This is a genomic window from Methylomusa anaerophila (assembly GCF_003966895.1).
GTDB lineage: Bacteria > Bacillota > Negativicutes > Sporomusales > Sporomusaceae > Methylomusa > Methylomusa anaerophila.
Genome location: NZ_AP018449.1, coordinates 3,676,703 through 3,690,588, shown reverse-complemented (window position 1 = coordinate 3,690,588; position 13,886 = coordinate 3,676,703). Strand labels below are relative to the sequence as shown.

At 46.0% G+C, this 13,886-nt stretch carries 14 protein-coding genes; 11 read left to right on the top strand and 3 right to left on the bottom strand.

Annotated elements, in window-relative coordinates:
• Nucleotides 1-189 precede the first annotated feature (189 nt).
• Nucleotides 190-411, top strand: a complete 222-nt coding sequence (locus MAMMFC1_RS16545; protein WP_126309597.1) for a DUF896 domain-containing protein — start codon at nt 190-192, stop codon at nt 409-411.
• Between the two features lie 338 nt (nt 412-749).
• On the opposite strand, the gene MAMMFC1_RS16540 is transcribed toward MAMMFC1_RS16545, so the two are convergent.
• Together MAMMFC1_RS16540 and MAMMFC1_RS16535 are read right to left on the bottom strand one after the other, a co-directional pair.
• Complete coding sequence (locus tag MAMMFC1_RS16540; protein ID WP_126309596.1) at nt 750-1,133, bottom strand: DUF1540 domain-containing protein; 384 nt, start codon at nt 1,131-1,133, stop codon at nt 750-752.
• 88 nt (nt 1,134-1,221) lie between these two features.
• Complete coding sequence (locus MAMMFC1_RS16535; protein WP_126309595.1) at nt 1,222-1,458, bottom strand: hypothetical protein; 237 nt, start codon at nt 1,456-1,458, stop codon at nt 1,222-1,224.
• Between the two features lie 161 nt (nt 1,459-1,619).
• Between MAMMFC1_RS16535 and MAMMFC1_RS16530 the strand changes: the two genes are divergently transcribed.
• The 9 genes from MAMMFC1_RS16530 to MAMMFC1_RS16490 all read left to right on the top strand — a co-directional run bounded on the left by MAMMFC1_RS16530 (nt 1,620) and on the right by MAMMFC1_RS16490 (nt 11,403).
• Nucleotides 1,620-3,230, top strand: coding sequence for a peptide ABC transporter substrate-binding protein (locus MAMMFC1_RS16530; RefSeq protein ID WP_126309594.1), 1,611 nt, complete (start codon nt 1,620-1,622; stop codon nt 3,228-3,230).
• A 59-nt stretch (nt 3,231-3,289) separates the two neighbouring features.
• Nucleotides 3,290-4,222, top strand: a complete 933-nt coding sequence (locus MAMMFC1_RS16525; protein ID WP_126309593.1) for an ABC transporter permease — start codon at nt 3,290-3,292, stop codon at nt 4,220-4,222.
• A 2-nt stretch (nt 4,223-4,224) separates the two neighbouring features.
• On the top strand, nt 4,225-5,139 hold the full coding sequence (locus MAMMFC1_RS16520) for an ABC transporter permease (protein WP_126309592.1): 915 nt from the start codon (nt 4,225-4,227) through the stop codon (nt 5,137-5,139).
• A 174-nt stretch (nt 5,140-5,313) separates the two neighbouring features.
• Entirely contained in the window at nt 5,314-5,586 is a 273-nt protein-coding gene (locus MAMMFC1_RS16515) for an AbrB/MazE/SpoVT family DNA-binding domain-containing protein (protein ID WP_197723846.1), read from the top strand.
• On the top strand, nt 5,570-6,004 hold the full coding sequence (locus MAMMFC1_RS16510) for a putative toxin-antitoxin system toxin component, PIN family (RefSeq protein WP_126309591.1): 435 nt from the start codon (nt 5,570-5,572) through the stop codon (nt 6,002-6,004). The genes MAMMFC1_RS16515 and MAMMFC1_RS16510 overlap by 17 nt, the downstream gene beginning before the upstream one ends.
• A 278-nt stretch (nt 6,005-6,282) precedes the next feature.
• On the top strand, nt 6,283-7,296 hold the full coding sequence (locus MAMMFC1_RS16505; protein WP_126309590.1) for an ABC transporter ATP-binding protein: 1,014 nt from the start codon (nt 6,283-6,285) through the stop codon (nt 7,294-7,296).
• Nucleotides 7,293-8,270, top strand: coding sequence for an ABC transporter ATP-binding protein (locus MAMMFC1_RS16500; protein ID WP_126309589.1), 978 nt, complete (start codon nt 7,293-7,295; stop codon nt 8,268-8,270). Before MAMMFC1_RS16505 ends, MAMMFC1_RS16500 begins: the two co-directional genes overlap by 4 nt.
• 208 nt (nt 8,271-8,478) lie before the next feature.
• Nucleotides 8,479-9,924, top strand: coding sequence for a [Fe-Fe] hydrogenase large subunit C-terminal domain-containing protein (locus MAMMFC1_RS16495; RefSeq protein WP_126309588.1), 1,446 nt, complete (start codon nt 8,479-8,481; stop codon nt 9,922-9,924).
• Nucleotides 9,925-10,047: 123 nt separating this feature from the next.
• Nucleotides 10,048-11,403, top strand: a complete 1,356-nt coding sequence (locus MAMMFC1_RS16490) for a pyruvate carboxylase subunit B (RefSeq protein WP_126309587.1) — start codon at nt 10,048-10,050, stop codon at nt 11,401-11,403.
• 93 nt (nt 11,404-11,496) lie between these two features.
• On the opposite strand, the gene MAMMFC1_RS16485 is transcribed toward MAMMFC1_RS16490, so the two are convergent.
• The gene (locus MAMMFC1_RS16485; protein WP_416338595.1) at nt 11,497-13,047 is read right to left on the bottom strand and encodes a nucleoside kinase; all 1,551 of its coding nucleotides are present in this window, start codon (nt 13,045-13,047) and stop codon (nt 11,497-11,499) included.
• 484 nt (nt 13,048-13,531) lie between these two features.
• On the opposite strand from MAMMFC1_RS16485, the gene MAMMFC1_RS16480 reads away from it, so the two are divergent.
• Nucleotides 13,532-13,852 carry a hypothetical protein gene (locus MAMMFC1_RS16480; RefSeq protein ID WP_126309585.1) on the top strand — a complete coding sequence of 107 codons (321 nt, stop codon included), beginning with the start codon at nt 13,532-13,534 and terminating at the stop codon, nt 13,850-13,852.
• Nucleotides 13,853-13,886: the final 34 nt, after the last annotated feature.

Genomic DNA, 13,886 nt, shown 5'->3' with positions numbered 1-13,886 from the left:
TTTTTAAGAAATTCTGCAATTAGAAAGATCCTAAAATTGCATAGTTTCGCGATTTTCATGCTCGGGAAATATCAAAAAACCGGCTTTTATTATCAAAGATGAATTTGAATATCTGTTTATAGTTTGGTACTATGTCTATAAGCTAATTAAAGCAGGCAGCCTTATAAAAGTGAAAGCGAGGTATAGAGGATGATCACGCCGGAAGTAATCGCCAGAATTAACGAATTGGCGCGCAAAAGCCGTGAAAGCTGTTTGACGGAAGAGGAACGTACCGAACAGTCGCATTTAAGGCGTTTGTATATTGATCATATTAAAGCTCAGGTTAAAGCCAGTTTAGACTGCATTGAAATCCAGGACCAACACAGCCCTGACTGTGACTGTGGTTGCAAGAAAGACCCGCAAAAGCACTAAAAAACTCAGGCTGTTCAAAAACGAGCATAGCTAGTGGTCTGTAAACTCTAAAACTATAGAATGAATTGCGAGAGGTTTTTCGCCCTGCGAGGCGGAGGAGGCGCGCATATCGGGAATATGTAAGCCGACGACAACAAAGCAGGACGGAAAAGATCTCGCAAGAACACTATAGAATTAAAGTTTACAGACCACTAGGCGCACCGGAAGAACCCGCCGCGCCGCGTACTTCGGAGGTACGCAAGCAAGGGTTCTGAGGAGCAACGACGCTAGGCGAAGTTTTTCAACAGCCTGAAAAGCAGAGAGCCGGGGTTTCCCCCGGCTCTCTGCTTTGCTAAGAGCTACTTCGCTTCAAAGGTTTCACAGTCCGTATCTGCAGTTTTGGATGCGTTGAGTCCGGCAACGTGAATATGTTCGGCATTGCAATAATTGCCGTGCTGCCAGTATTTACACGGATTTACAAAACATTCTACAGCCGGCGTGAGTTGTGTTCCATCCACAAATGCCGCCGACACTGTGCCGCCGACGTTGGCGTTATGGAACGCGCCTAACATATCTCCCATGGTCTTTCTGGGGTGAAAAGACTTGCACAAGGTTTCTTCCTTCATCCTGGAATTGCTTTTCATCTCATCGTTATATACACTTATCTTCGCGGCCACGCACTGATCTCCCGGCATATAGTGGGTGCACTGATCGACTGTACATTTAACTAGTGGATTTGACATTCATATCACTCCTCGCAATTTTTTTTATTATTTACCCAATCCGCTTTGTTTATCCGTTTATCCCCGGTTGTATTTGTGTGAGCCATTTTCAGACGGTTATCAGGGCAAACGCCATGAGAGTATCGTACTTACATGCGGGACAAAACAGCAGATGAAGACAATACCCTTCATTTTGCAAAGGCATGTGGAGACTGTCCATATAAGGACTATACGGCCCGACATAGTCGTTAATCCCGCCTCCGTCCACCATGTTTTCACCGCAATTGGGGCAAATTTCAGTCACAGCCTGCAGGGCATTGCATAAAGGACATACTTTTTCTTGCATGGATTCACCTCATTTTGAATTATATACGTCGCAGGATAAGCTGTTATTGTTATAAATATCTGAATATTTATCCGGCTGTTCTCCCGGTGTATGCAGGAAAACAGGTAACGAGCACGAATATTTCCAAAAGAAATTTAGAAATTTAATAGAGAGGTGATTTTATGTCCTGGAAAAAACTATGTTTGGTGATGCTGGTTGTGTTAATGTTTGCATCACTTCTGGCCGGTTGCGGCAGAACCACAACCGGGAAACCGGACGCTAAATATCTCCGTTTTTGTATAGGCTCCGAGCCGGAAACCCTGGACCCCCGCAAATCCACCGGTACCCCGGAATCCACTGTTGAATCCCAAATCTTTGAAGGCCTGGCTGCTCTGGACAGCAAAGAAATCCCTGTCCCGGCTGCTGCCGAGCGTTGGGAAATTTCCCCGGACGGGCTTAAATACAAATTCTACATTCGCCAAAATGCCAAGTGGTCTAACGGCGATCCTGTAACGGCCCATGATTTTGAATACGCTTGGAAAGAAACCTTACGGCCTGAATTTGCCAGCAAATATGCCATTCAATTGTATTATCTCAAAAACGGCGAAGCTTATAACACAGGCAAGGCGACTGCCGATCAAGTAGGCGTAAAAGCACTTGACGACAAAACCCTTGAAGTTACATTGGAAGCTCCTACTCCCTATTTTCTTTCCTTAACCACCTTCCATACCTACTATCCGGTTAATAAAAAGATAGTTTCCGCCAATGAAAAATGGGCCTCCGATGTTAATACTCTTATTGGTAACGGTCCTTTCAAAATTGCCAACTGGACACACAATTCCAAGATTGAATTAGTAAAAAATGAAAATTACTGGGATATTGGGAAAGTCAAAATGGAAAAACTGGATCTTATCATAACTGACAATGCTGCCACTGCTCTTTCCATGTTTGAAAACGGTCAGGTTGACTTCATTGATCAACCGTATCCACCTGCCGCGGAAGTCCCTCGTTTAAAGCAAGAAAACAAACTGCAAGTCTTCCCCTACCTGGGAACCTACTACTACAGCTTTAACAACAACGCCGCTCCCACTGACAATCCCAAAGTGCGTAAAGCGTTGTCGCTGGCTATTGACCGTGATGCTATTGTAAAGAATATTACCAAAACTGAAGAAATAGCGGCTACGGCTTGGATTCCCCCCGGACTGACTGATGCCAAACCGGGCGAAGATTTCCGCAAGGTAGGAGGAGACTTCGTAAAATATGACGTTGAAACAGCCAAGAAACTATTGGCTGAAGCCGGTTACCCTGATGGAAAAGGATTTCCTGTTCTCACTGTGATTTATAATACTGACGACCGCCATAAAGCTATTGCTGAAGCCATTCAGGAAATGTGGAAGAAAAACCTGGGTATCAACGTAACCCTTTCCAACCAAGAGTGGAAAGTATTCATTAACAACCGGCAAACCGGCAACTACCAAATTGCCCGGCATGGCTGGATTGGCGACTATCCGGATCCCATGACCTTCCTGGACCTGTTTATTATTGGCAGCGGCAACAATGATCCGCAGTACAAAAATCCTGAATATGACAAGCTGGTTAAACTGGCTCAATCGACGAACGACCAGACCATACGCATGAAAGCCATGCATGATGCTGAAAAACTATTGATGGACGAAGCAGTCCTGGCGCCAATCTACTTCTACACCTTCCCGGCGGTTGTAAAGCCGAACGTCAAAGGAGTTATCCGCTCCATAACTCATACCACTTACTTAAAAGAAGCCTATCTGGAGTAATGCCAAAAAGGGGGCACGCCAATGGCGTACCCTCTTCTTAAGTCAAGGAGTGATTATTTTTGCTGCAGTATACCATTAACAGATTTGTTTCCATGCTGGTAGTTTTGTTAGTAATCATTACCGCTACATTCATTCTCATGCATTCTATCCCGGGCGGTCCGTTTACGGCAGAGCGTACATTACCTGAAGCAGTTTTAAAAAACATTAACGAACGTTATCATCTGAATGATCCTTTGTGGAAGCAATACACCGACTATCTTACCAACATCATGCAAGGCGACTTGGGACCTTCTTTTAAATACGAAAACCGTACAGTCAATCAAATTATTGCTGAAGGTTTTCCAGTTTCCGCCGAATTAGGTGCGCTGACTGTAGCCATCGCACTAATTGCCGGCATTCCGGCGGGAATCCTTGCCGCTTTGTTCCAAAACCGCTGGCCGGATTATGCCACTATGTTCCTGGCTACTATTGGCGTCTCGGTGCCAAACTTCATATTAGCCACGCTCTTTATATATGTATTTGCCCTGAAACTGGAGCTTCTTCCCGCCGCAATGTGGGGAGGATTTGAATATATGATTCTGCCGGCCTGTTCTTTGGCTGGCTTATCAACTGCTTTTGTTGCCCGCTTGGTACGTTCAACAATGCTGGAAGTTATGTCACAAGATTACATTCGCACTGCCCGGGCTAAAGGGCTTTCCGCATTCCTGGTCGTCTACCGCCACGCTCTCAAGAATACCCTCATCCCGGTCGTTACTTACCTTGGGCCGCAAATCGCAATGATTTTTACCGGTAGCTTTGTCATCGAAACAATCTTTGCCATACCCGGTCTGGGAAGGCATTTTGTAACAAGCATTTACAACCGTGACTACACTGTAATTTTAGGAATAACGGTGTTTTACAGTGCCCTGCTGGTCTTCCTCAATTTCTTGGTTGACATTGCTTATATGTTCCTTGATCCAAGAATTAAATTAGACAATAAGGAGGAAAACTGAGTATGGCGCCAAACCCTGAATTATTCCGTCGCATTGATTTTACCCATGATACATCCTATGATATTGCCCGCCCCAGCACCACATACTGGCAGGATGCCTGGCGCCGGCTAAAAGAGAATAAAATGGCGATGGCCGGTATGGTTATGATCCTCCTGATCACTCTGCTAGCCTTATTCGGACCATTGTTTTCAAAATATAGTTACTCTGACCAAAAACTTCAATTTGCCAACCAGACACCGTCAGCCGAGCACTGGTTTGGTACTGACAATCTTGGCCGCGATCTGTTCACCCGCGTACTGTACGGTGCCCGGATCTCTCTTTCCATCGGCATTGTTGCCAGCATACTCAACTTTACCATTGGCGTCCTATATGGTGGAATTTCCGGCTTTTTTGGCGGTCGCGTGGACAGTGTCATGATGAGGATTATCGATGTTCTTTACGGAATCCCGCTCCTTCTCTATGTAATACTGTTAATGGTCGTAATGGAACCGGGTTTAACTAATATTTTTATCGCCCTTGGTTTTGTTTACTGGTTAGGGATGGCCCGTATTGTCCGGGGACAAATACTGGCCCTGAAAGAATTGGAATATATATTAGCTGCCCGACTCATTGGCGCTGACTCCTGGCGTATTATCTTAAGGCATCTCATTCCCAACAGCATGGGACCGATTATTGTTACAGCGACGCTGGCCATTCCCGAGGCGATATTCACCGAAGCCTTCCTAAGCTTCATCGGCTTGGGGGTATCTGCTCCCATGGCCAGTTGGGGTGTACTCGCCTCCGAGGGTGTTACCAGTTTACGCTCCTACCCTTTCCAGCTTCTTTTCCCGGCTTTGGCAATCAGTATTACCATGCTGTCCTTCAACTTCCTGGGGGATGGATTACGCGACGCGCTTGACCCGCGCATGCGCAAGTAAGAGGCATAACTATTCACAGCAATGTAAAATGTTCTATCAGTTCCTCCAAACCCCAATTTCGCTTCACATATTTTCCTCCCGAGTAAAGTTCCTAAAATGGTGAGTATCGGAACTTTACTTTTAAGTAAGTTTTTTGATATATTATAAGTAAGGAAAGTAAGGAGGTTGCGGACTATGAATATTGAAGTTTCAAGAATAACATCAAAAGGCCAAATCACCATCCCGAAGGCGATCCGTGAGCGGTTAAATCTGGCTGAAGGTGATAAAGTTGCTTTTATTGAAGATGAGACTGGTAAAATTATCATAATTAAGTCTAGTGCAATTGCCTTGCGTGAGTTTCTTGACTCTATGAGTAAGGAAGTCCAAGCTAAAGGAATTACGGAAAAAGAACTACTCGATGACTTGGAGCAGGTCCGGGAGGAAATGTGGAATGGGCGAAAAGAGTAACGGGCTTCGTGTTTTCGTGGATTCCAATATTTTAATTTCAGCTATGCATTCAACAGAATCGTTATCCAGAAAACTATTGCTATTAGTTGTAGAAGAACACAATTTACTCATTTGCAGTTACACTATCTCTGAAGTTTCTCACGTTATTAAAAAACGGTTTCCCAACAAATTCGCAGAATGGGAACGGTTTCTGTCTTTACTCGAATTTGAATTAGTATACACTCCAGAGAACCCATTAACATTTCCTGTGCCACACATAAGAGATAAAAAAGATATCCCAATTTTGATATCTGCTATTTTAGCTGAGCCTGACGCACTTGTAACTGGCGACTATGATTTTCATACCGATGAAATTAAAGAGTATTTTGCAGTTTATACTCCTGCCGAATTTTTAAGAACTTTTGGCGGTCTTGCGTAGGATTAAAATATCTCCAACCGTTCTGGCCTAGTTAGCCTTTTTCTAAGTAGCCTGTGCGGACCACCAGTACGCCTCCGTTCCGGGCCCCGTGCAAACTATTATACTTAGTTAACGAAATCAGAATCGTCGTCGCGCCTCGGCGATCTGACTATGATAATCGAACCGTAATCAGCAAATTTCATTGCAATAAGTTTTTTTCATATGCAACGGGGTATCTGACGATTTCCAAGCAGTTCGTGGCATTTGATAACTTAAATAGATACAAGGAGGCGTAAATTATGGAAGCAGTCTTATCTGTTGAAAACTTGAAAGTAGTATTTAACACCTATGCCGGGAAAGTGCAGGCCGTCAATGATGTGAGCTTTACCTTGGGAAAAGGTGAAGTGCTTGGCATTGTCGGCGAGTCGGGCTGCGGCAAAAGCGTTACGGCCAGTTCCCTGATGGGTCTAATCCCCTCGCCTCCGGGCGAAATAGCCGGCGGCCGAATTATGTTCAAGGGCAAAGATATCGCAAAAATGGCGGAAAAAGAGTTGCGGTCCATCCGTGGCAATGATATCAGCATGATCTTCCAGGATCCCATGACTTCATTAAACCCGGTGCTGACTGTAGGTCTTCAGCTGGGAGAAACCTTCATGCTTCATCAAAAAATGAGCAAAAAACAGGCGCTGGCAAAAGCGGTGGATATGCTGCGGCTGGTGGGCATTCCCGCCCCTGAATCCCGGATTTCCCAGTACCCCCACCAAATGAGCGGCGGTATGCGGCAACGGGTTATGATTGCCATGGCTCTCGCCTGCAATCCCAAAGTCCTTATTGCCGACGAACCCACAACCGCTCTTGACGTTACCATACAGGCCCAGATTATGGACCTGATGAAAAATCTTAACCGCCAATTGGCTACTTCCATTATCCTTATTACTCATGATCTTGGCGTGGTGGCAGGCATCTGTCACCGGGTTATGGTCATGTACGCCGGTAAAATAGTGGAAATGGCGCCGCTGAAAGAACTTTATGCCAACCCGCAGCATCCGTACACCTGGAGCTTGCTCCGCTCGGTACCGCGCCTTGATGTGAAAAAAAGCTGTCTGGAGTCGATTGCCGGTCAACCGCCAGACCTTTTGGCGCCGCCGCCGGGCTGCGCCTTTATGCCGCGTTGCCGCTTCGCCATGGAGATATGTAAGCAACCGCCGGAGCTGGCTGCTATTGGGCCAGCTCACACTTGCCGCTGCTGGCTGGTCAATGAAAGCTCACCCTATACTCCTGCCAGCCTGTTTAAGGAGGGTGAACCGGCATGAGTAAAGTTTTGCTCGATGTACAAAACCTGACCAAATATTTTGTTGCCAAACGCTCCCTTTTCGGCAAAGCGGAATCTTACGTAAAAGCGGTTGAAAGCATATCCTTTCAAGTAATAAAAGGTGAAACCCTTGGCCTGGTGGGTGAGACCGGGTGCGGCAAATCGACCATTGGCCGTACGGTGGCAGGGCTCTACTCTCCCACTTCCGGCCAGGTGCTGTTTAACGGGGGCAACGTTCACGCCGCAATTCGCGGCTCAAACCCTTTAGCCATGCGCCGCAGGATTCAGATGATTTTCCAAGATCCCTACGCGTCATTAAACCCGCGAATGACTGTTGGCGATATTGTCGGTGAACCAATTGACATCCACGGACTGGCAACGGGCGGCGCAAGAATGGATCGCATTTATCACCTGCTGAAAAAAGTAGGTCTTAACCCGGAACACGCCAGCCGTTTCCCCCATGAATTCAGCGGCGGTCAGCGGCAGCGTATCGGTATTGCCCGCGCTTTGGCCGTTGATCCCGAATTTATCGTCTGTGATGAACCCATTTCGGCCTTGGACGTTTCTATCCAGGCGCAGGTAGTCAACCTGCTGCAGGAATTGCAAGAACAGTTTGGTTTGACCTATCTTTTTATCGCTCACGATCTGTCAATGGTCAAACACATCAGCCGCCGGGTTGCTGTTATGTACCTCGGCTCCCTGGTAGAACTGGCCGACTGCGACGAGCTCTATAAAAAACCGCAGCACCCTTATACCCAGGCCCTGCTCTCTGCCATTCCCATCCCGGACCCGGCGGTCGAACTGGACCGTAAACGTATCATCCTGGAGGGCGACGTTCCCAGCCCGATAAACCCGCCAAGCGGGTGTAAATTCCGCACTCGCTGCCGTTACGTTATGCCGAAATGCTCCGAGGAAATTCCTCAACTCATATCACAAAATGAACACCATGTTGCTTGTCATTTAATCAATAAATAGCAAAAGAGTCTGTAAAATACAACAGTAAAAATGAATCAAGCACCAATAAATATTTCTATAATATGTCGCATTAAAGAATTGACATCCGGGTATTAGGATAAGCTGAGGTTAAGAAACCAGCGTCAAAGCGTTCCTAATACCCGGATATAGTTTCAATTCCCTAATGCGTTCCCTATTTAAGAAAACAATTCGCAAAGCAGGTGGCAGTATGTCAAATATCCCTCCCGCATTAAAATTAAATATTAGACCGCGTATTCTATTCCAAGTAGCCAAAGCAGCCTGGGAAGGAAAACTGTTTGAACGCCAGGAAGACATTTGCCGTATGATCAAAGCTGAATTTGAAGATAAAACCGCCAGGCAATATGTGACCAACCAAATACGTATTGCTATGGGACTAAGTCCCCATGATTCTGACGAAATAATAAACGATTATGACGAAGAAGCTCTCATGGGTATGGGCAGCGAGCCTATTGTTGTCGCCAATCCTGACGCCTGCAGGTTATGCCTTGAACCGCGTGCCTGTGAACAGCATTGTCCTGTAGGAGCCATCAGTCATGATGAAACGGGCCGGCTAAAAATCGACCACACCCGGTGTCTCGGCGACGGTACCTGTATCGGCGTGTGTGAATTTGGCGCCCTTGCCCAGAAATCTCAATTTGTTCCCCTGATTAATCTTCTTAAACAGCATACTCACCCTGTTTATGCATCGGTAGCTCCCGCTTTCGCCGGTCAGTTTGGCCCGGGAACAACTCCCGGCAAACTCCGTACCGCTCTGTTAAAACTAGGTTTTACCGATATGGTTGAAACGGCGTTATATGCAGATCTGGTAACAATTAAAGAAGCGTTTGAATTTAATGACCATGTAAAGACAGATAGGGATTTTATGATCACAAGTTGCTGCTGCCCCATCTGGATCAAACTGGTGGAAAATAAATTCCCGGAGCTGGTCGTTCATATATCGCCTTCAGTTTCGCCCATGATTGCCTCCGGGCGGGTAATTAAAACCTTAGAGCCGGAAGCAAAAGTGGTATTTATCGGCCCCTGTGTGGCCAAAAAATCGGAAGCCTTGTTACCCGATTTAAAAGGAGCTATTGACTATGTACTGACATTCCAGGAACTCAGTACCATTTTTGCGGCGGCGGCTATAAACCCTGCCGATGAAACGGATGAAGAAAACGCCACTGCCTCCTGGGGGGGAAGATTATATGGCAGAACCGGCGGGGTAAGCTCGGCAGTGGCGGCCACCCTGGTTAAATTGGTGCCGCGCCGCGCCCAAAGCCTTAAAGCCATTAAAGTTGACGGAATACCTGACTGTCAAAAATTGCTTACAGAAATTAAAGCAGGGAAAATCGACGCCAACTTTATCGAAGGCATGGCTTGTAAAGGCGGCTGTGTCGGCGGGCCGGGCCGGATCATTCCTTCTGAGGAAGGTACCCGCTGCGTAAATGAATACAGCATCTTATCCCATGCCCAGACTCCGGTGGAAAACCCTCATATTTATGCCGTACTGGCCCGCTTAGGAGGAGTGAACATAATAAACGGGGACGGCAGCAATATTCCGGCAATGACCGGCGAGAACCCCATGGCAGCCATTTTGTCCCGCAAGCTTACTACATCCCCGGCTGATGCAAAGGCATTGGTTCTGCCCGGATAATATGCTTAGTCACATGTATACAGTATATTTACAAAAAATTAATTGGCAAAGTCATAGATGATAAACTACAATAAAAGCCATATGTCCTTTACTGTTATGTGAATAAGTGAAAGGGGGATATCCATGGCAAGCCGAAATCCAGTTAAAATTACTGAAACAGTTTTACGTGATGGTCATCAATCACTGACCGCTACCAGAATGCGTACTTCCGACATGTTGCCTGTTGTAGAGCAGCTTGACGATATGGGGTTCTTTTCCCTCGAAGCTTGGGGCGGAGCCACCTTTGACAGCTGCCTCCGTTTTTTAAATGAGGACCCTTGGGAACGTCTGCGCACGCTAAAAAAATATATAAGGAAAACTCCCATTCAGATGCTGTTAAGAGGCCAAAATGTATTGGGATACAATCATTACGCCGATGACGTTGTGACGGAGTTTGTTAAACGCTCAGTCGCGAACGGTGTAGGTGTTATACGCATATTCGACGCTTTAAATGACGTCCGTAATCTGGAAGTCTCGGCCCAAGCGGCTAAAGAAGCCGGCGCCCATGTTCAAGGAGCTTTTGTATATACCATTAGCCCTTATCATGATAATACCAGCTTTTTAAAAGTAGCAAAGGATCTGGTAAGCCTCGGTGTCGATTCCATTTGTATTAAGGACATGGCAGGACTTTTGCATCCCTATGCCGCCTACGATTTGGTCAAAATGTTAAAGACTGAAATCACCGTACCCATTCAACTCCACACTCACTACACCAGCGGTATGGCATCCATGACTTATTTGAAGGCCATTGAGGCAGGTGTAGACATTATCGACTGTGCTCTATCGCCTTTTTCCATCGGATCATCCCAGCCTGCGACCGAAGCCTTGATTGCTGCCCTGGAAGGTACCGACAGAGATACAGGAATTAAAAAAGAAGCGCTCTACCCTGTTGCTGATCATTTCCGTACAGTAAAAAAGCAATTAGCCGAAACATTTAAACTAAACACTGCTATTGACATCGATACTAAAGTTCTCTCTTTTCAAATTCCCGGCGGCATGCTTTCTAACCTCCTTAACCAAATGGAAGAGCAGGGAATGGCCGACAAATTCCCTGACGTGATCGAGGAAATGCCTAAAGTCCGGGCTGAAATGGGTTATCCGCCGCTTGTTACTCCCACCAGCCAGATCGTCGGCTCGATGGCAGCTTTTAATGTCATGCTGGGCCGTTACAAGGTAGTCCCCCGGGAAATCAAAGACTTGGCTCGCGGTAAATACGGACGTACACCGGCGCCAATTGATCCGGAATTCCTAAAGAACATCATTGGCATTGGCGATGAAGACATTATTACCTGTCGACCGGCAGACAATATTCCGCCGCAAATGGCGAAACTGCGCCAGGAACTGGCTGAAAAAGGCTATCCTGACGCTTCGGCGGAAGATGTGCTTTCTTACGGATTATTTCCGGAAGTCGCCATCAAATTCTTTGAAAACAACCGCTAAATCACTTTGAAAGACCCCTGCCGGAATTTTTGCCGGCAGGGGTTTTTCAAAGAATGCAAAGGCCGCGTGGCGGTTTTTTTACTTTGTCTCACTTTAGAAAAAGCAGGATTTACCGATAAATTCCCGCAGGATGGAATTCAGGGGGATCTCATCGTCATTGATAGAACTGAAATAGCTTAGAAAGCTTAGCAATCGTTGTGCCTCCATATATTCGGGATAAGCGGGAGTTACTTCGTTTAACAGCGGTTCGGCGTATTTTTTAAGAACAGCCAATTCGTAAATAAGGGCAGAGTTAAACATCACGTCGGCTTCTTCCTGGAAAGGGAAAATATTGCGTTCTTCACCGCGCCGCACTCCCGGCCACAATCTCAGCGTCATAAGCGCGTCATGGGAACGGAACTGGCTGTCGCGCACAATACGCCGAATCAGGCGGGTATCGGTAGTTGGAATCCGGTTATGATTATCGATGGATAATTGAGTCAGAGCGCTAATATAGACTTTAATTTTGCAATGCCTGGGCACCGCACTGGTAAGCCGCTCATTCAATCCGTGAATGCCTTCGACAATTAACGGCTGCCCCTTGTCGATGCGAATGCGATGACCAAGGTATTCCCGGCAGCCGGTCTTAAAATTAAAGGAAGGAAGCTCCACCTCTTCACCGGCAAGAATACGTGTCAGATGATCATTGAACAGTTCTAAGTCGATGGCATCAATAGATTCAAAATCATATTCCCCTTTTTCATCCAGCGGGGTATAACAGCGGTCCAGGAAATAGTCATCAAGAGATATGGGAACGGGCCAAACCCCGTTTACCCGAAGCTGAATATTCAGCCGCTGGGCAAAAGTTGTTTTGCCGGATGACGACGGACCTGCCACCAATATTACCCGTACTTCATTACGATGGCTGGAGACGAAATCAGCGATCTGAGCCACTTTTTTCTCATGTAACGCTTCAGCTATCCTGATGATCTCATCAATTCTTTTGCCCATAATATATTCATTTAAATTTGCCACATAGCCGCAGCGAAGAATATTTCCCCACGCTTCAGCCTCCTGAAAAACATTGAACAACTTCGGATTTTCAATGAATTTGGGCAAAACCGACGGGTTATCCTTTTGGGGAAAACGCAAAATAATACCCGGTTGATAGTATTTTAATTCGAAAACATCTAAATACCCTGTCGCTGGCGTCATTGTGCCATAAAAGTAGTCATAAATCTCGCCGCAATAATATAGGCTTACTTTCTTCCGGTCTAATTGCTCCAACAGCTTTACTTTCTCCTTCTGACCGGCAGCATTAAACAGCTCTATCGCTTCAGCTGTGGACAGGCTTTTCCTCACAATCGGACGGTTCTCCGCGATAATTTCCCGCATGCGGCCTGCCAGATTCTTTACGTCGGCGGGTGTAATGTCTCTGCCGTGATGAAGCTCGCAATATAAACCATTGCTAAGAGAATGTTCCACCGTTACTTCAACTTCACTGGCGGGAAATAACTCCTGAGCAGCAACAATAAGTAAAAAGGTCAAACTACGCTGGTATACCTTCATTCCCGTTTCCGTACACAAATCAAGGAAATCCAGCCGGGAATCCATCTCCACGGTACTTTGAAGATCCTTGATATCATTATTCATTATAGCAGCCATGATGGGAGTGGAAAACTGAGTTGCTGCATCATGGCTGATTTCTAACAAAGTAGTTCCTTTTTTGTACTCCTTTTGCTCACCTTTACCAAATGTTACGGTTACTTTTTCCTCCACCTGATTCTCCTCCTGGAATTCGGAATTTAACAGTAAATATATATATAATTCAACCTGCCATTGCCAGATCCTGCTTTCGACTACAATCGACAGGAAATTACTGTAATATAAATTTACTGTTATTACTGTTATTACTGAAGCAAATCATTAATTTTTTTCTGTCTTATCTATTGTATGAAGAAAGCGGCAACCATTCCAATTATCGGTTGACGCCTAGGATTACTTCTTATTGTTAGTATCTCCGAAGCTGCAAAATGCAACTATAATTTTTGCGGCCAAAACTTTGGAAATCTTTTTCTGTCACAGAATACATACCTGCCTTAACTTGAGACAACACTATACTATATCGCAATAATGGAGGTGAGTTAATTTGAATGTACTTCGCTGGGGCACTCGCATGATTGAAAGAAGTCATCCAGCCACCCTTGTTATGGCCGGAGCGGCGCTAGCTCTTACCTTTCCGCCGACGAGAAACCTTCTCCGTTCAGCAGCGGTAGCAGTTGCCAGTGGTGTTATCGGTACCATTGAGCAGATCAGAGGGGCAGGAGCACGTTTTGTAGAAGAAGTTGAAGACATTGTCGCCGAAGCGAAAGAACGCACCGAAACCCAAGTGTATTCATCCCTTACCGAAGATGAAGACCATGAACCGGGCAGCGGTGAAGATTTGGAAAACCCTAATCCGGAGCATTAAACTCGCGTAATACTAATTACAGCTATAATAAAAG

What these genes read in the sequence shown, in the direction of transcription:
- MAMMFC1_RS16505 (WP_126309590.1), top strand. Translation starts at nt 6,283, where the DNA reads ATGGAAGCAGTCTTATCTGTTGAAAACTTGAAAGTAGTATTTAACACC.
- MAMMFC1_RS16515 (WP_197723846.1), top strand. Translation starts at nt 5,314, where the DNA reads ATGAATATTGAAGTTTCAAGAATAACATCAAAAGGCCAAATCACCATC.
- MAMMFC1_RS16495 (WP_126309588.1), top strand. Translation starts at nt 8,479, where the DNA reads ATGTCAAATATCCCTCCCGCATTAAAATTAAATATTAGACCGCGTATT.
- MAMMFC1_RS16535 (WP_126309595.1), bottom strand. Translation starts at nt 1,458, where the DNA reads ATGCAAGAAAAAGTATGTCCTTTATGCAATGCCCTGCAGGCTGTGACT.
- MAMMFC1_RS16500 (WP_126309589.1), top strand. Translation starts at nt 7,293, where the DNA reads ATGAGTAAAGTTTTGCTCGATGTACAAAACCTGACCAAATATTTTGTT.
- MAMMFC1_RS16545 (WP_126309597.1), top strand. Translation starts at nt 190, where the DNA reads ATGATCACGCCGGAAGTAATCGCCAGAATTAACGAATTGGCGCGCAAA.
- MAMMFC1_RS16520 (WP_126309592.1), top strand. Translation starts at nt 4,225, where the DNA reads ATGGCGCCAAACCCTGAATTATTCCGTCGCATTGATTTTACCCATGAT.
- MAMMFC1_RS16485 (WP_416338595.1), bottom strand. Translation starts at nt 13,047, where the DNA reads ATGGCTGCTATAATGAATAATGATATCAAGGATCTTCAAAGTACCGTG.
- MAMMFC1_RS16510 (WP_126309591.1), top strand. Translation starts at nt 5,570, where the DNA reads ATGGGCGAAAAGAGTAACGGGCTTCGTGTTTTCGTGGATTCCAATATT.
- MAMMFC1_RS16540 (WP_126309596.1), bottom strand. Translation starts at nt 1,133, where the DNA reads ATGTCAAATCCACTAGTTAAATGTACAGTCGATCAGTGCACCCACTAT.
- MAMMFC1_RS16490 (WP_126309587.1), top strand. Translation starts at nt 10,048, where the DNA reads ATGGCAAGCCGAAATCCAGTTAAAATTACTGAAACAGTTTTACGTGAT.
- MAMMFC1_RS16530 (WP_126309594.1), top strand. Translation starts at nt 1,620, where the DNA reads ATGTCCTGGAAAAAACTATGTTTGGTGATGCTGGTTGTGTTAATGTTT.